Source organism: Paenibacillus phytorum (assembly GCF_013141715.1).
Classification (GTDB): domain Bacteria; phylum Bacillota; class Bacilli; order Paenibacillales; family NBRC-103111; genus Paenibacillus_E; species Paenibacillus_E phytorum.
Genome location: NZ_WHOA01000147.1, coordinates 15626 through 32356, shown reverse-complemented (window position 1 = coordinate 32356; position 16731 = coordinate 15626). Strand labels below are relative to the sequence as shown.

General features: G+C 46.0%; 14 protein-coding genes. 2 read left to right on the top strand and 12 right to left on the bottom strand.

Annotated features, from left to right (window positions below; all coding sequences use genetic code 11):
* Positions 1 to 78: 78 nt before the first annotated feature.
* Both GC098_RS21875 and GC098_RS21870 read right to left on the bottom strand, forming a co-directional pair.
* Positions 79 to 795, bottom strand: coding sequence for a response regulator (locus tag GC098_RS21875; RefSeq protein ID WP_171645345.1), 717 nt, complete (start codon positions 793 to 795; stop codon positions 79 to 81).
* Positions 773 to 2371 (bottom strand): ATP-binding protein, encoded by a 1599-nt coding sequence (locus GC098_RS21870; RefSeq protein WP_281367106.1) that lies wholly within the window; start codon positions 2369 to 2371, stop codon positions 773 to 775. Before GC098_RS21870 ends, GC098_RS21875 begins: the two co-directional genes overlap by 23 nt.
* Before the next feature lie 114 nt (positions 2372 to 2485).
* On the opposite strand from GC098_RS21870, the gene GC098_RS21865 reads away from it, so the two are divergent.
* A complete protein-coding gene (locus GC098_RS21865; RefSeq protein ID WP_171645343.1) occupies positions 2486 to 3562 on the top strand; it encodes a DctP family TRAP transporter solute-binding subunit in 1077 nt (358 codons plus the stop codon).
* 68 nt (positions 3563 to 3630) lie between these two features.
* On the opposite strand, the gene GC098_RS21860 is transcribed toward GC098_RS21865, so the two are convergent.
* The 5 genes from GC098_RS21860 to GC098_RS21840 form a co-directional block, all read right to left on the bottom strand.
* Positions 3631 to 3903 carry a Fur family transcriptional regulator gene (locus tag GC098_RS21860; RefSeq protein ID WP_171645342.1) on the bottom strand — a complete coding sequence of 91 codons (273 nt, stop codon included), beginning with the start codon at positions 3901 to 3903 and terminating at the stop codon, positions 3631 to 3633.
* A gap of 56 nt (positions 3904 to 3959) precedes the next feature.
* Complete coding sequence (locus GC098_RS21855; protein ID WP_171645341.1) at positions 3960 to 5423, bottom strand: catalase; 1464 nt, start codon at positions 5421 to 5423, stop codon at positions 3960 to 3962.
* Between the two features lie 258 nt (positions 5424 to 5681).
* The gene (locus GC098_RS21850) at positions 5682 to 6602 is read right to left on the bottom strand and encodes a polyprenyl synthetase family protein (RefSeq protein ID WP_171645340.1); all 921 of its coding nucleotides are present in this window, start codon (positions 6600 to 6602) and stop codon (positions 5682 to 5684) included.
* A gap of 11 nt (positions 6603 to 6613) precedes the next feature.
* A complete protein-coding gene (locus tag GC098_RS21845; RefSeq protein ID WP_171645339.1) occupies positions 6614 to 7252 on the bottom strand; it encodes a response regulator transcription factor in 639 nt (212 codons plus the stop codon).
* Positions 7249 to 9567 carry an ATP-binding protein gene (locus tag GC098_RS21840; RefSeq protein WP_171645338.1) on the bottom strand — a complete coding sequence of 773 codons (2319 nt, stop codon included), beginning with the start codon at positions 9565 to 9567 and terminating at the stop codon, positions 7249 to 7251. Before GC098_RS21840 ends, GC098_RS21845 begins: the two co-directional genes overlap by 4 nt.
* 514 nt (positions 9568 to 10081) lie before the next feature.
* Between GC098_RS21840 and GC098_RS21835 the strand changes: the two genes are divergently transcribed.
* Positions 10082 to 10519 carry a hypothetical protein gene (locus tag GC098_RS21835; RefSeq protein ID WP_171645337.1) on the top strand — a complete coding sequence of 146 codons (438 nt, stop codon included), beginning with the start codon at positions 10082 to 10084 and terminating at the stop codon, positions 10517 to 10519.
* 68 nt (positions 10520 to 10587) lie between these two features.
* Here the strand turns inward: GC098_RS21835 and GC098_RS21830 are convergent, their stop codons facing one another.
* From GC098_RS21830 to GC098_RS21810, 5 genes are read right to left on the bottom strand one after another with little or no spacing between them, the layout of a single operon-like run.
* Entirely contained in the window at positions 10588 to 11565 is a 978-nt protein-coding gene (locus GC098_RS21830) for a Rieske 2Fe-2S domain-containing protein (protein ID WP_171645336.1), read from the bottom strand.
* A gap of 21 nt (positions 11566 to 11586) precedes the next feature.
* Entirely contained in the window at positions 11587 to 12735 is a 1149-nt protein-coding gene (locus tag GC098_RS21825; protein WP_171645335.1) for a BMP family ABC transporter substrate-binding protein, read from the bottom strand.
* Positions 12736 to 12743: 8 nt separating this feature from the next.
* Positions 12744 to 13229, bottom strand: coding sequence for a (2Fe-2S)-binding protein (locus GC098_RS21820; protein WP_057301944.1), 486 nt, complete (start codon positions 13227 to 13229; stop codon positions 12744 to 12746).
* Positions 13222 to 15606: a xanthine dehydrogenase subunit D gene (gene pucD, locus GC098_RS21815; protein WP_171645334.1), complete on the bottom strand. Its 2385-nt coding sequence runs from the start codon at positions 15604 to 15606 to the stop codon at positions 13222 to 13224. The genes GC098_RS21820 and pucD overlap by 8 nt, the downstream gene beginning before the upstream one ends.
* Complete coding sequence (locus GC098_RS21810) at positions 15590 to 16504, bottom strand: FAD binding domain-containing protein (protein ID WP_171645333.1); 915 nt, start codon at positions 16502 to 16504, stop codon at positions 15590 to 15592. Before GC098_RS21810 ends, pucD begins: the two co-directional genes overlap by 17 nt.
* Positions 16505 to 16731: the final 227 nt, after the last annotated feature.

The window sequence follows — 16731 nt, the reverse complement described above, 5'->3', positions numbered from 1 at the left end:
CATGATATCGCTTTCAAAAGAAGGCGTGAAGAATTTGACCATATTGGTACTTATGGTCTTTTTGGTCTTCACTTTGACTTATGATCTTTTATCCTCTGCCATCCATACATACCTATTAATCGGGCGCCCAATCCCGCCATATTCAAGGTCTAATTTCACCTGCTTATTCTTCTCGAGAAAGTCCAGATACCTACGTGCCGTTACCCTTGCCAATCCCACGCCCTCAGCCACTTCTTCAGCGGATAACGATTTATGCTGCTGCATTAGAAACAGCATGACTTGTTTCATCGTCAGTGCTTGCAGACCTTTAGGCAAATCCATTTGCACACTGAACGTAGATGATTCAGGAATCGGTTCTCCCCCGTTGTTACCATGTAATAATTGATCCAATTCAACTTGTGATAGTGTAGATTCTTTACCTAATCTACTCTTCATCATTCGGTAATTTTCCAGCGCCTCTCGGACCCGTTCAAACTTAAAAGGCTTCATGATATAGTCCACTGCCCCCTGATGAAGCATCCGCTGGATCGTTGGAATGTCATTAGCGGCCGTAATTACAATCGCATCTGTATTCAACTGTTCAGTTCGAATCTGCTGCAGCAATTCGGTTCCATTTTGCCCCGGCATATAAATATCAAGAATAACGAGGTCTGGCTTCAAATCACGAACTTTCTCGATACCATCTATGCCATTGGACGCTGTCCCTATAATTTCAAAGCCGGAAACCCTCTCAACAAATTGCCTATTCACTTCAAGAACCATCGGATCATCCTCAATCAGTACGACTCTGTACATGAGTTTCTTCCTCTCTTGTATGCATAGGGAAAGTGAGAATAAAGCTCGTCCCCACGCCAACCGTAGACTCCACTTCCAGATGAGCCCCGCATTTATTCACAATATTATAGATTAAATACAAACCAATGCCCCTGCTTTCGCCTACATTTGTGGAGAAGCCTCGCTCAAACATCCGTTGTTTAGTTTCCTCACTCATGCCTTTCCCATTATCCTCGACCAAAATCGATAATACGTCATCATCCTGCTCGATGCTGATAAAGATCTCTTTCTTCCCATCCTTCTCCTTAAGGGCATCAAACGCATTCTCAATCAAATTCCCCAAGATGACCACAATGTCGTGCTGATCCAAATTATCTGGAAATCGTATCAACCTGCTTGCTCGGTCCAAACGAACGTCAACGCCCAACTCTCTGCCGCGGCTGATTTTCCCCAAAAGTAAGCCAGCAGCGCTCTCATTGGCGATCTTGCTCGAGACAAAGCTGCTAAGCTCGGATTGCGCCTCCATCGTTTCGAATAAATAGTCCAGCGCTTTCTGCTTATGATCAAGTTGGATCAAACCACCGATGGTGTGCAGCTTGTTCATATATTCATGATTCTGCACACGAAGTGCATCAACAAATGCCCTTACTCCGGTCAACTCTTCAGCGATTTTCGTCACCTCAGAGCGATCCCGAAAAATAGCTACTGCGCCAACCGTTTGTTGGCCTACTTTAATAGGAACCCGATTACTCAAAATATGAGCTGGACCAACATGCAGCTCTTGATTGTAAATAGCATGATTGAGCTGTAATATTTCTGGAAGTCTCGTATCTGGCAGCACTTCCCGAATATGGCGTCCGAGTACTTCCCCTTCGACTTGAAGCATTTTTTTGGCGTTATCGTTAAAAACTGTGATGTATTCATGGCTGTCTATGGCAATAACGCCTTCATGCATCGCATTGAAAGTGGCGGTTCGCTCTACGAGCAGCTGGGCGATTTCCTCGGGTTCCAAGCGAAACATCTGCTCCTTAATATGCCTCGAAAGCATCCACGAACCCAAAATACCAAAGAGCAAAGACAAAAATACCGTCACATAAATTTGCCCCCGCATGTCGAGAATGATCCCGGTTAGTCCCGGCACCAGCTTCCCCACTAATACGACACCTACCTGTTCGTGCTGCTCATTCATGACAGGTACGAAGGCTCTAAGCGCTGTCCCTTGTTCTCCTTTTGCCCTGGAAAGATACGTATGCTCGGCAAATGCAGCATGCTCGTCCTCCCCCTGCGAAAGCTCCCCGATCCGGGAGGATGACGGGTGAGACCAACGAATGCCATTCATATCCAAAACAACAATATAGTCAACGTCATTAATAATGCGTAGACGTTCGGTGATCGGATTAATTTCCTGCCTTCTGTTTTGTTCCGTTAGCCCGCTGATAATTGAAGGCAATTGGGTAACCGTGCGCGCAGTAACAAGCAGTCTCTGACCTAGCTCTTGTTCCTGAAGGTGAATCACACGGCCTATTAAAATGATACCGCCGATACATATCGCAAATAATACGATACCGAATGACAGGATCGTAATTTTCCAATTCATGCGAAGACCCTTAATCTTCAAAGCCGATCACTCACTTTCCAGCACCGTTTATTTCTAAGATCCTTCTACATTATGTTACACTGAATTTACGATATAAAACAGCTGGGGGTCCGTATGAAAACGTTTGTCGGTATCACTATGTTTCTTTTAATCGGCCTCCTGACAGCGGTGGGATTCGGTTTCTCCTGGCAATTGGGTAACGGGCCGCTCGTGGGTGATGATGAGCAGATCGGACTCGGCCGACAAACGGTCATTCGATTCAGCTTTAGTGTAGCGGAGAATACACCTAAAGGATTAGCGGCTCAAAAGTTCGCCCAACTAGTCAAAGAAAAGACTAACGACACCATCAAAGTAGAACTATTTCCGAACAGTACTCTGTACAATGAATCCGATGAAGTCGCCGCTTTGCAGAAGGGCAGCATTCAAATGATTGCGCCGAGTTTCTCTAATATATCCGAGGTCGTTCCTGAATGGATGGCTATGGATCTCCCCTTCGTTTTTCAAAACGATGAGGATGTAGCAAAAGCTTTTCAAGGCAAGATCGGGAACATTTTGATGCGTAAATTAGAACTAAAGGGCATCGTTGGTCTCGGTTTTTGGGCCAATGGCTTTAAGCAAATGACGTCAAATCGCGGTACTCTTGCTCATCCGGAAGATTTTCAGGATTTGAAGTTTCGGATTCTTCCAAGCAAAGTCATTGAATCCCAATTTCGTAAGCTGAATGTGAAGACATTCCCTATTCCTTTTAACCAAGTTTATCGCAGTATGGAGTCCGGTCAGGTAGACGGTGGGGAGAATACGATTTCGAACATCTACTCTAAAAAGATGTATCAAGTCCAAAAATATCTAACCATAAGCAATCATGCTTATCTAGGTTATGGCGTGCTAATGAATAAAGTATTTTGGGAGAATCTATCCGCCAATCAGCAAAAAACGATTGATGAAGCCATGCAGGAAACAACGATTTGGGCTAATCAAAATGCCATAGCCATCAACCTCAAACAATGGAACGAGCTGCAGAAGATTGGGCAGATGAACATTCACATCCTAACCAATGAGGAACGGGATGAATGGCAGCAGGTGCTTGAACCTGTCTATGAAGAAGCTCCATCCTATCTTAGTAAAGAGCTTATGGATGCCGTGAACGAACTCAGACGCGAAAGCACTAAACAGCAATTCGGGCTATACTAAAAAAAGGCGCTGTAGTGTGAGAAGAGACAATCTTATCTCTTCTCACACTGCAGCGCCTTACCTATTATTTATGAACAAATTGCCGCTTCATATCGTAAGGAGGCACCGATAACAGGCAATTCATTAACTAAACCAAGCTGTTTAAATACATGCAAGCTGCTGTTAACCGTCATCGCATTCATATGAGGATATTTATCGATCAATGCTTCACATATGTCTTTGACCGTTGTGTAACTGCCCTGCTCATATAGAAACGTAAGTATTGCACACCGCTGAGGTGTTAAAGGTATGTTTTTGGCGCGCATTCGCTGCAGCGCTTGATTCAGATCATGTTGTACCATGATGGGAACCTCCTCTTCGTTTTATTGGCATTTAATTTATTTATTTATGATGACCATTAGCGATTCAAATGTTGTAAGTAACCCGAAATATCCACGTTCAAGCCTGCTGCCAAGCTTTCTCCAAGCCCACTATCGGCTCTGTAGAAATTACATATCGCCAGCATTTTCGATTTCTCGTGAACAGACGAAAGGTCGCCTACCAGATTCGAAATAAAGTTCGCTTGCTCCTGCTCGCTGAAGCTGCGGAATGTGTCTCCGGCTTGTGCGAAATCATTCGTTTTCGCGATTTTTTGTCTCACAACTGATCCGCCCAGTGGAGCGCTGCTGTCGCGGAATTCAGGCGCTTCTTTCGGTGCATCGGCATGACGAGTCGGCTCATAATTCACACTGCCAGGCTGCTGCTTCATTTGCATAGCGCCATCGCGCTGGTTATTTTGCACGGTTGCATAAGGGCAGTTCACCGGAATTTGCAGGTAGTTAGCACCGAGACGGTGTCTTTGTGTATCTGGGTAGGAGAAAAGCCGTCCTTGCAGCAGCTTATCTTCTGAAGGCTCGATCCCTGATACCAATACACTTGGCGCAAAAGCTGCTTGCTCCACATCAGCAAAAAAGTTCTGTGCGTTGCGGTTTAACGTCATCGTCCCTACTTTTTTCAAAGGTATCAGATCTTCTGGCCACACTTTTGTTGGATCCAGCGGATCGAAATCGTAAGCATCCAAATCCTCAGGCTGCAGCAGCTGCACATGCAGATCCCATTTCGGGAATTCGCCGCGATCGATGTGGTCGTACAAATCTCTTGTCGCATGGCTGAAATCCTCGCCCTGAATGGCTGATGCTTCGGCTTTACTCAAATTGCGAACGCCTTGATGCGGTTTCCAATGATATTTCACATACACATAATTCCCTACGGAATTAATCCATTTAAACGCATGTACACCGAATCCATTCATTTCACGGTAATTCGCTGGTGTGCCATAGTCCGAGAATACCCAAGTCAGCATATGCGTCGATTCCGGTGTCAGTGACATGAAATCCCAATAGCGGTCGGGTGTCTGAACATTCGTGTCAGGCGCTGGCTTCAAGGAGTGAACCATATCAGGGAATTTCATCGCGTCGCGGATAAAGAAAACAGGCAGATTATTGCCGACTAGATCGTAATTGCCTTCTTCTGTATAAAATTTAACCGCGAAACCACGTGGATCCCGTGCTGTTTCAGGTGACCCTTGACCATGAATAACGGTGGAAAAGCGTACGAATACCGCCGTTTCTTTACCCGCTTCAGCTAGAAAGCCCGCTTTCGTATAGCGCTTCATCGAATTCTCAACTGTAAAGGTTCCAAAAGCTCCCGCTCCACGCGCATGAACCACACGCTCCGGAATACGTTCCCTATCGAAATGAGCGATCTTCTCTAATAAGTGGTAATCCTCCAAAAGCGTCGGGCCATTCTGGCCTGCTGTCCGTGAGTTCTGGTTATCGCCTACAGGCGCACCCTGGTTCGTTGTTAAGTGGTTATGGGACATCTGCATTCTCCTTCGTAAGTAAAATTGTAATAAAATAGGCAAGTCACTTATTTAGAATTATTATTATGTAATACCTATTTTATTTTAATTGAGAAGAGTTGTCAATAAGACTTTCTTTTCTAAGAAGTTGAAAAAAGGCCATTAAGTACACCGCACATGCAGGGAACTTAACAGCCTTCAAAACTATATAAGCCAAAGAACCAATTGTCCACACTACTCCCCCATCAGTAAATGCATGAAAAGTGTGCGTTTGACCACCTAGTCCGCATCCAGAAAATCCTCGTACGTCATTTGCTTAAACCTTTCTTTCCAAGGAGAGATAGCTTGCAAATTCTCATAAATCTCTTCCGCCTTTTGCATGCAAACAGATTGGACAATTCGCGCATATTCCATACATCCGGAATCATGAATCATCTGCAAAAAATCCTCTTTCTCTTCCAAAAGGAAATTTACGGTAATTTCACCCTCATAATAGGCCTTCAATTGGCTGAATGCCGTATCTTCAATGGAAAGTAAATACAACACAGGAAGCGTTCGTTTCCTTCCAATCAAATCGTTTTTCACATCAAACCGAATAAGATCTCTCATATCATTTTGAATTTGATGAATAAGGCCAATACAGTCAGCTAATTGATGAATCTGTTCAATCGTTTCTTCCGAGCACTCTAAAGAGGAATAGCCCATGTAACAGGCAAGTCGGTATAAGGAACCTGATTTCTCTTGCGTCATCATCAGATATTCATCTATGGTTGATATTGTATTGGTTACATCTTTTTGTTGGCCATTAATCGATCTCGAAATGATCTTACTTACTTCGACTAGCAGCTTATCTTTGACCTGCAAGTGCCCCAATTCACCTAACACTCCCATGAACAGCGCCATAACAGCATTCAACGTAACGGCTTGTGGACATTGCATCCATGGCTTACTCCCTTGATCTTGATCCTGCAAATCATCCATAATATCCAAAGTGAGAATGACCAGTTCCGTCACCGCAGCAAGTCGATGAATGTGAGGCGAGTCTCCTCCTAACATCTTGTGCATACAAATCGTGATCTTAGACCATGTACAGTTTTCTTTTTCTTTGTCATCTATAAAAGATTTAAGCAGAGTATTTAAATCTTCTACATAAATATAGTCATCAATAACACGATGCATATGCTGCTGGATGTCCTGCATCATTTCCTCCCCTAAGCTTGCGTGTAATACTTGCTTTTAATAAACTTTTCTAGTGCTTCTGTTCTTGATTTGGCGCCCCATTTGTCGTAAATCTTGCGTAAATAATTATCGACAGTTCGCTTGCTCATAAAGATGCGTTCCGCAATTTGATCGTGCGTCGCTCCCTTGACCAGCATGTTCATCATGAGTACTTCTTCCTCTTGTAACACACAGTCATCCTTCGTATATTCTCCACTGATTTGCATCTGGTGAAAGAATGATAACGGCAGCATCGTATGGCCATCCAACATACAATTCACCATATTTTTAATTGTTCGTTCGCTCGACTCCTTCGATAGAACGCCGCTTACTTTGATTTCGATTAATTTATTTAAGATGCCCGTCACATCGATTCCCGTAAAAATAACAATATGCATATTCGGATAAATGTCCTTTAACTGAGCAGCGACTTCTGTGCCAGATAGATCAGGAAGTTGATAATCTAGAAATACGAGACCAGGCTGATGCAGCTCCACTTGTTCCAAGCATTGTTTGGCATTAGAGACAACGCCGATAACTTCAATCCCATCGATCTCTTCTAACAAAGATTTGGTCGCACGTGCAAATAAAGGATGATCGTCGACAACCAATGTCTTAACGACTTCAATCATGCAGAAATCACCTCCTCGATGGGTATCGTAATGATAAACTTCGTTCCGTTTCCTTTTTGTGTGTTGAGCTCAAAGTGTCCACCCACGTGCAAGACTCTGCTTCTCATTTGTTCGATCCCCATGCCTGATGCGCCAATCTCCAGGTGAACTTCGTCTCTGTCATGAAATCCCACTCCGTTATCCTCATAAATTAACCAGAAACGAAAATCTCTTTCCATGATATGGAACTTCACTTTGGAAGCCTGCGAATGTTTTTTTGCATTATTAAGCAGCTCTTGGACGATTCGGAAGATATGCCGTTTCGTAAGCAAATCTTTGGTTTCGATGACAGCAGCATGACCTGCTAGAAATTCAAGCTCAAATGGCGTTGTATATGACTCCTTTTCCAAGTACATCTTCAGCGTTTGAATCAGACCTACCTCTTTTAGCAAATGGGGATTTAACTCAAAGCAGCTTTGGCGAAGGCTGGCATTAATCATTTCCACAAAATTATTCATGTTTTTCAACTGTACCTGATCTTCTTGATGCATCGTTGATTTATCTGCGAGCGTGGATATTCTTCTTTTGAGAAAGAAAAGGTCCTGCATCGTCGTATCATGAAGATCGCTAGCAATCCGAATTCGTTCCTCTTCCTGAAGTTCAAACATCACCTTACGAAACCATTGAATATCCTGCGCTGCGTTTTCACTTGGAAGCTCGGAAGCAAATTGGTGCAACCTGGCTGTTAACTTGCGGATCAAGTGGACATTCTCCAAGCTAACTTCCAAATAGGTTGTAATTAGCTGCAGCCACTGCCGCTCTTCCTTCGCAAGCAATGTGTTCGTCTTTTTGCGTGTCATAATCAAATAACTCGTATACTCTTCATGGCTATTCATCTCCATGCATGTATAAAGTGGATGATCGAGCAAGGATGACGAGTTGATAAGCTGCTGAACTTCTGAAGTATCTATTTCCCCTTCGTAAATGATCTCGGTATCGTTCTTATACTGGAACACAATGGCTCCACCCATCACCTGAAGTGTACCAACAATATCCACGAGGATAATCTCTTTCAACTCACGGAAACTGGAAATGGTCCCAAGGTTTTTGGAAATTTTCTTCAAAGCAAATTGCAGGGCGTATTTTCTTGGGAACAAAAATGGTTCAAGCCGCGTTGTCCAATACTCGGCTGCATACAGAACCGACGAAACAAGAATAATGGAACCAATGAATATGAATAAAATTTGTTTATCATCTACTTCTTGGCCAAATAAGAAAACATAGGCCCCTGTAAACAGGCTGACGGGAATGATCGCCATTAAACTAGCGAACATAAAACGCCTGATAACAAGCCCAATATCATACAACTGATTGGAAGCAATCAAATAGGCAAATGAAATGGGGAAAACCAAAATAAGCCCGCTTGTATACCTTCCATTTAAAATTTGTTGTCCCGTAATTAATTGAGGAAGTAAGGAGAAGCAGATGACCGGTAAAAAAGAGATCAACAATGACAACCATACACTCTTAATAATGCTCGATACGTAGGATTGTTGTTTTCGAACTTTAGCATGCAGAAATGTCAAAACACTCATATTGAAAACAAAGCCAATAATGAAAAAGACTAAGGTTACGGAGCCATCATAACGAAACACCTTGGCCATCGGAGGATAAAAGTATAGGCTTCTTATAGCAAATGCTATGATTACGATGGCATACAAATATTTTAAGATTCGAGTTGGTAATTCCATATTGCCTTTTTCCTTGAAAAAGATAACCAAAAAATGCAAAAAGATAATCGGCAGAGCCATCATAAAGCTGGCGATCAACAGCTTTCCAATAACATCTCCCCTTACAGAGGCACCCAGACTCATATAAATAATAGCCATGGTTAGAAAAACAGCAGCGAGCAGCTTGGCTGATGGAGAACGGCGCATTTTCATAAAAAGCAAAACAGCCATGAACAGACATACGCCTTCCTCTACTAACGGAACCATATCGTAGAAAGTAGTGCTATTCCTGTTTACCACTATTTCGTACTCAAGCCCGTCTCTTGAAATCAGTAACGACCGAGCTTTCTCTATCGCTTTCCATTTTTGAATGGTCGGAGATTCATCAGGAAGCTTGCCATCCACTTGCTTGACGATATCCCCAAGCTTGAGGTTTAGCTTTGCACTCGCGCTTTCCGGAGTCATCTCCTGGATCACCCATTGTTGTTGTGGAGTCAATTCGACATAAACCCCGATATAAGGGAAATGAAAGGTAATGAACGAGCACCAAATCTGCAATACAATGAAAATTGACACACACAACCCTATTGCATATTTATTTCTCATCCACCATCATCCTCCATTTATTTGCTATAATACATGTGTAGTCCAATCGTATAAGAAAGAAGTGATCCTATGCCGGTTATCCAGTTAACCCCGAAATTGCAGCATGCCGTTCACATGTTAAAACGTAACGAATTGCGCGAAGATGCAAGCCCTTTCTTAACTGAGCTATCATTATCTAAAGTAGAATCTGCCGCAGCGGTTAGAACCTTTAATCGTCCAGCAGAGGCTAGGCAGAAAGATCTAGTAAAACTCGCAGGTGATTGGTGGTAAACTCTAGTATTATTTTACCAAATTAAAAAAGGATTGTATAATTAGCCTCCCGCTAATCATGCAATCCTTTTTTTCGTCTTCATGCATTTCTTTTTGCATGTTTTACACAAGAATGAAAAATAGGTAGAAATCAGTGAAATGATTTATGTGATGCCCTCGAAACAAGTTAACTTTATGATAATAAGTATATATATGGAAAACACACTTGGTTCTTGTATGGATGAGAAGAAAGGAGTTCAAAGGTATGAAAGATAAAATAATGAGCCGATGGAGTACCTATGAGCCCTTCTATATCGAACTAGCTGATAAAAAGATCGTCGATATTGTCATCACAAATCATGCCCATAGTCGATGGATCACTCGTGTGGAAGGTGAACAAACAAAGCTTGAGGATATATGTAAGTATTTGTGGGATAAGCTTAAGAGTGGCAAAATAGCACCGTACTACCGCAAGGAAGAAGAAGTATACGTTATCGACGATGATTTACTAATGGTCGTGCAATTTACTGAAGTAGAGAAAGAAACCGATCTGACTGGCAAACCCTTATATAGAATGATTGTCATCACCTTCCTCGGATTTATGTCTAAAACCATGGAGTTGCGCGACTTACGAACCTATTATTCTTGGCTGCGCCATTCCAGAAGAATGACGCTAATGAAGAATAATAGAAAAAAAAGATAATCAAAAAAAACGCTGCGGCGCAGGGAAGAAGAACTACTCCCATGCGCCGCAGCGCTTTAATTTAACCCCTAAGCCGTCCCGAAGGTGACGCCCAGCTCCCGAAGCCGCTTGCGGTACGCGATGCTCAAGCGATCTGTATTCAGATGCAGCTCCGCTTGAAGATCGAGCGGAAGCAGCTCTGGCTTCTGGTTTTCGACCATTTCACGATCCTGCTCAATGAGCAGATCCTGGAACTGAACGAAAACCTCGTCAGGTTCCTCATAAGCATAGTTCCTCTGCTTCAACATGAACGCTTTGCTCATCTGCTCCGTTTCCGGCAGCACCATCAAGAACAACCGGAAGATATGATCCGTATCGCGATCTCTTTTGGTAAAAGCGACACTGAGCGGACCGAACACTTCGTATACGTATCGACTATGTACGCCGCGCCCCGTTCCATCCGGATCGGGTTGATAGACGACGATTTCCTCTGAAGTAAGGACACCGCCCTCCTCGTAAACCTGATAATCCCCAATTTCAGCGAATTCACTATCACCTAGCAGACCCTCATGTACAAACATCAAGTGGGATACGTCGAGGAAGTTCTCTATGATACGAGGTCCTGCAGCTTGCAGGCTATAAGGTCCCATGATGACTTCTTTGAAGCCGTCAGGGATAAACGCACTTACTTTGGGCAGTGACAGAATCGGTGTGCCTAGGCTCACCCAGATGAAACCGTGCGCTTCTACACATGCGTAGACGAACGCTTTCGCCTTAGAAGGAATCGCTCGATCAGCGGGCAGAGACGGAATTCGCGTACAAGTACCGCAGCCGTTGTAGGACCAACCGTGGTAAGCACAGACGAGTTCATCCCCCTTCACTTTGCCCAGTGATAACGGTACTCCCCGATGAATGCATAAGTCCTTGAAGGCGTGGACGCCTTGCGAAGTACGGAATACAGCCACTTTTTCACCTAACACGATGACAGGTATAGGCTTTTCTAACAGATCTGACGACAACAACACCGGATGCCACTCGTCAATCAAAGCAATATCTTGTATCGTCATCGTCCTAACGTCCTCTCCTACTTATTTCGGAATGACACCTTTAATTCCCTTAACAAACCAGGTTGTGCCCAAAATCTCTTCGTCTGTCATCTTTTTACCCTGTTCAAAACGCGTCTTGCCATCTTGATCCACGATAGGTCCTTGGAATACTTCGAAGGTACCGCTCAAGATATCTTGTTTCTTCTTCTCAACAAGGGCTTTAACGTCGGCTGGCACATTTTTACCTAGAGGAGCTATATCCGTTATGCCTTCTTTCATGCTTCCGAAATACGCGCTGGATTTCCAAGTCCCATCCATGACACTTTTAACAGTCTGCACATAGTAAGGTCCCCAGTTCCATTTCGGGTTAGAAATGTATGTCTCAGGCGCAAATCGGCCCATATCCGAATCGTTTCCAATCCCCCACACTTTACGTTCCGCTGCCGCTTGAATACTTGCAGGTGAATCTTGGTACGCAGCCAAAACGTCAACGCCTTTATCCAGCAAAGAAATCGCAGCTTGCTTCTCTGTCGCCGGATCGAACCAAGTATTGCTCCAGACCACAGACACATCAATGTCCGGATTAACGCTTTGTGCGCCAAGGGTAAAAGCATTAATGGTATAAATAACTTCTGGGATTGGGAATGCACCAACATAACCCATGTGATTGTTCTTAGTCATTTTACCGGCTGCCATACCTACGAGATAAGCACTTTGGTATTCGCGCCCCATGTATGTCCCTAGGTTAGGCAGTGTTTTATAACCTGTTGCGTGTAGGAATGTGACCTTCGGATGCTTTTGAGCTACATTGTACATCGGGTCCATATAACCAAAGGACGTTCCGAAAATAATATCGTTCTTCTGTGCTAACTCTTCAAAAACTCGCTCCGCATCAGGGCCTTCAGGAATATTTTCAACCGTTGTCGCTTTGATGCCGAGCTCTTTTTCCAACATTAAACGGCCTTGATCATGTTCGTAGGTCCAGCCCCCATCACCGGGAACACCGATATAGACAAAGGCGACTCTAGGCATCTTTTTCTCCACTGATGACGGCGTTACGTTGCCAGCTTGGGTTGAAGCTGGGGTTGCATTAGGTGCGGTCGTGGTGCTAGTCGGAGTTGATTGTCCAGAGCAAGCGGTTAGGATCATAAGTAAGATAGCTGTTAAGGAGAACATCAGTTTTTTGGTCATAATGGTTTCTACCCCTCTCTTTTTATCGACAAACCACATCTTTCTACAGCTCTGAAAATGCCTTCATAGCCCGTGCATCGGCATATATTGCCGCACAGTGCCTCTTCGGCCTCCGCCCTAGTCGGGGTAGGATTCTTTTCCCATAAAGCCGTAAGCGTAACGACCATACCAGCGGTACAATAACCGCACTGCAGCCCTCCTTCCTCTAACATCGCTTGCTGAACAGGATGCAGCTCTTCCCCTGCCGATATCCCCTCAATGGTCGTTACTTCCTTACCCGCCGCTTGATAAGCCATAAGCAGACAAGAATTAACGGGTTTACCATCAAGCAGTACCATGCAGGCGCCACAGCGTCCAATCTCACATGAAACTTTAGTTCCTGTTAAAAGCAAGTCATCGCGCAGGATATCCGACATCCGTTTGGAAGCAGGAACCGGTACCGCGACAGCCTTACCGTTAATGGAACATTCAAGCACATAAGTTGTATTAATCAATGGCCTCCACCCCTTCTAACCAGTCGATGGACTGCACGATGTTTTCCGGTGAAATCGGAAGTCGATTTACCCAAATGCCCGTTGCTTGCCGGACCGCTGCGGTAATGGCAGGGGCCAAACCGACCGAACCGATCTCGCCAACCCCTCGCGGGCCAAATGTATCGCCCTCGGGCAAATCTTCAATCGCTTCTACCCGAATGGTATGAGGGCTATCCTTGAAGGTTGGAACTAGGTACGTGTCCAAATTATGCCGGACGTAATTGCTGTCCTTCATGACGGCATCCTCGGTCAACGTATATCCCAGCGCCATCACGCTGCCGCCCTCGATCTGTCCGAGGAACCCCATCGGATTAATGACAGGACCTGCTGCAATGACGTGATCGGTTTGCAGCACCTTCACTCGCCCCGTCAGCATGTTCACTTCTACTTCCACGATGACGGATGCGTAAGAGTATAAATAATGAGCGCCGATCAGCCCTTCCGGCGTCGTCGGGTAGTCAAACTCCGTATGCGCGATGATCGGCTTGGCTGCTGCCTCAGCAGCCTCCGCCAACTCCGCATACGTCACAACCGGCTTACCCGATCCATCGCCCTTGCGATGAATCCCGCCTGCGCCGGTTGCCAGCTCTTCGGCTGCGAGGCCGGCGAGTGCAGACGCCTGCTGAAGCAGCGCCTGCACGAACGGCGGCTTCAGCCGCTGCAGTGCGCGCCACATCATCGTGGTGGCGCGTGAAGCCGTGCTGGATCCGCTGCTCGGCACGCGATCCGTATCGCCGATGACGATGCGGATGTCCTCGGCGGCGCAGCCGAAAAAGTCTTGCAGCATCAAGGTGAGCGCTGCGTAGAGCCCTTGCCCGAACTCCTCGAAGCCGAAGGAGGCTTGGATCTTGCCCTCCGGCGTAAGCTCGATGCGTCCACCGGAGTGATCCGGGATGCCTAGGCCGAGCCCGGCGCCGTGCATCACCATCGCTGCGCCGACGCCTCGGCGGATCCACGGGGCTTGATCTTCGCCCTTGTCATCCTGCTCTACACCCTGCAGCTTCTCCGCCGGATCTCGCTGCTTCTCTCCCTCGCCCTGCTGTACCGCTCCTTCGCCTCCCCGCTCCAACTTCCCGCGCTTCGCCCAGAGCGGCGATTCCTTCACCTTGCTCCACACTTGGCTCGCGCCCTCGGTTTGCACAATCTTCTGGCCCATCGGCCCCGGATCGCCCGGAGCACGCAAGTTCAGCTTGCGCAGCTCCCAGGAGTCCATACCGAGTTTCTCTGCTAAACGCTCGATTTGGCTCTCAACGGCAAAAATCACCTGATTGCCGCCGAAGCCCCGAAACTCACCGGATACACCATTATTCGTATATACACTCGTCCCCTGAACATCTACATTCGCGATGTTATAGGGTCCTATCGCATGTTCCGTTGCAAAATTCAAGACCTCACAACCCAAGGTTGCATAGGCGCCTGTATCAGCAAGAATGCTGACTTGATGCGCGACGAGACGTCCCTCTTGATCCGCGCCAGTCTTCATCCTAATCCGCATCGGATGACGTTTGATACCAGATATGACCGATTCACGACGCGAATTGTGCATTTTGATCGGAGATCCCGTCTTCAATGCCATCAGGGCACCGAATGGCTGCACATTGAGCTCATCCTTACCGCCGAACGAGCCTCCAATCGGACTGGATACTACCCGAATCTGCTCCTCAGCCATCCCTAGAATCCTTGATAGCTGCATCCGATCCTTGTAACCATGCTGCGTCGGCGAGTAAACCGTCAATCGGCCGTCATCCTCTGGGATAAACAAGCCGCCTTCCGTTTCCATATAGGTGTGCATTTGACGAGGTGTAAAATACGTCTCCTCAACAATATGTGCACATCCCTCGAACGCCGTTTCTGCCTCCCCATGCTTCAAGCTGGTTCGATGAAGCAGATTCCCTTCGGGATGCAGCCTAATCGCACCCGCGTCTAGCGCCATTTCTGGATCATCTACAACAGGCAATGGCTCATAAACAACCTCAATCAGGCTAAGCGCATATTCAGCGATCTCTTCCGTATCCGCAGCTACCGCCGCCAAAGCGTCCCCAATGTAACGAACGCGATCATGACAGAACACAGGCTGATGCGGGAAGGCAATGCCAAATAAGTTCAGTCCAGGCACATCCTCTGCCGTTACCACGACGCGCACACCCGGTGTCATTATCGCCTTGCTAATATCGATGGAAAGAATCCATGCATGGGGGTAACGACTGCGAAGCACTTTCCCATGCAGCATGCCGGGTGCTGTTAAATCCGTGAGATATCGGAGCTTTCCGGTTACCTTCTCTTCACCGTCAGGTCGGATAATCCACTTTTTTGCATACGTATCACGACCTAGGAGCATCCGCTCCGCCTCCTTTTTGCCACGCTTTATAGCATTCAGAAACGATGAGATTAGCCGCTGTCTGCTTCCGATAAGTAACCCCAGCATAATCATCAGCCACAGCATCAAATTCCGCAAACACTCCCTTATGCAGATACTTCAGAAGCTCCTTGGATAAAGACTGGCCAATGGCAGCGGCTTCCTGATCCTTAAACCTTGCTGGAACAGCGCTTCCTCCACCCGCAGCTATCGCAATGCTAGTAAGGGTTCCATCCTTTCCTAGAGACAGCCTTCCAGCTACCGTTACAACCGATGGGGTGAACGCTTCTCTTCGTCCCACCTTCAGATAAAACTCATACTTACTCTCCTCTTTCAACGGAGCCGCCGTTGGCACCACGATCCCTGTCATTACCTCGTTCTGAGACGAAATAGGACTTTCCAGCCACTCGGCCAGCGCCAGTGAACGTTCATTCTGTCCATCCGAGCAAATGATTTGGGCATCCATGACAAGTAATACAGGAATGAGGTCCCCCGTTCGTGACATTACGTTACCTCCGATAGAGGCTAAATTTCGTACAGAAGGCGCTGCGATCTCAGAGCAGGCTTGCACTAGGAGCCCGCATCTTTGCCTAACCAGTTCATTTTTCATCAAATCTGCTAAACAAAGAGCTGGCCCTATATGAATGTGTCCAAGAGAATCAACCGTTAATCCCGATAGAGATGGGATATTACCAAGGCTAATCAGATGCTGTGGGAGCGGTGAGAGACCGTTTTCCCAGCGAGTGCGGAGCCAGGTGCCCCCAGCAATGAGTACTGAGTCATCTCCCCATTTATGCTTCATGCGCATGGCTTCCGCTACACTCGTAGGCTGCCATACTGAAGGCTGCTGCTCTGGCAGCTGGTACAAAGGAACTGACATGAACAACCCTCCTAAGAGTTTTTCTTTAGAAAAACTTACTTCGTAACCGTTACTGCATTTTACGTTGGAAAACTTACTTCGTACGCGATACTGCCTTTTCCAAAAATATTTACTTCGTAACCGTTACTGAGCACTTTTCATTGGAACTACCTACTTTTGAGGAACGACAAGCCTCTATTTCGGGGACAACACCCTTCTAAATTGAATTAGCGGAACGTGAGTGCCTT

Coding starts and splice junctions, on each gene's coding strand:
- GC098_RS21875 (WP_171645345.1), bottom strand. CDS start 795: ATGTACAGAGTCGTACTGATTGAGGATGATCCGATGGTTCTTGAAGTG.
- GC098_RS21870 (WP_281367106.1), bottom strand. CDS start 2,371: ATGAATTGGAAAATTACGATCCTGTCATTCGGTATCGTATTATTTGCG.
- GC098_RS21865 (WP_171645343.1), top strand. CDS start 2,486: ATGAAAACGTTTGTCGGTATCACTATGTTTCTTTTAATCGGCCTCCTG.
- GC098_RS21860 (WP_171645342.1), bottom strand. CDS start 3,903: ATGGTACAACATGATCTGAATCAAGCGCTGCAGCGAATGCGCGCCAAA.
- GC098_RS21855 (WP_171645341.1), bottom strand. CDS start 5,423: ATGTCCCATAACCACTTAACAACGAACCAGGGTGCGCCTGTAGGCGAT.
- GC098_RS21850 (WP_171645340.1), bottom strand. CDS start 6,602: ATGCAGGACATCCAGCAGCATATGCATCGTGTTATTGATGACTATATT.
- GC098_RS21845 (WP_171645339.1), bottom strand. CDS start 7,252: ATGATTGAAGTCGTTAAGACATTGGTTGTCGACGATCATCCTTTATTT.
- GC098_RS21840 (WP_171645338.1), bottom strand. CDS start 9,567: ATGAGAAATAAATATGCAATAGGGTTGTGTGTGTCAATTTTCATTGTA.
- GC098_RS21835 (WP_171645337.1), top strand. CDS start 10,082: ATGAAAGATAAAATAATGAGCCGATGGAGTACCTATGAGCCCTTCTAT.
- GC098_RS21830 (WP_171645336.1), bottom strand. CDS start 11,565: ATGACGATACAAGATATTGCTTTGATTGACGAGTGGCATCCGGTGTTG.
- GC098_RS21825 (WP_171645335.1), bottom strand. CDS start 12,735: ATGACCAAAAAACTGATGTTCTCCTTAACAGCTATCTTACTTATGATC.
- pucD (WP_171645334.1), bottom strand. CDS start 15,606: ATGCTCCTAGGTCGTGATACGTATGCAAAAAAGTGGATTATCCGACCT.
- GC098_RS21810 (WP_171645333.1), bottom strand. CDS start 16,504: ATGTCAGTTCCTTTGTACCAGCTGCCAGAGCAGCAGCCTTCAGTATGG.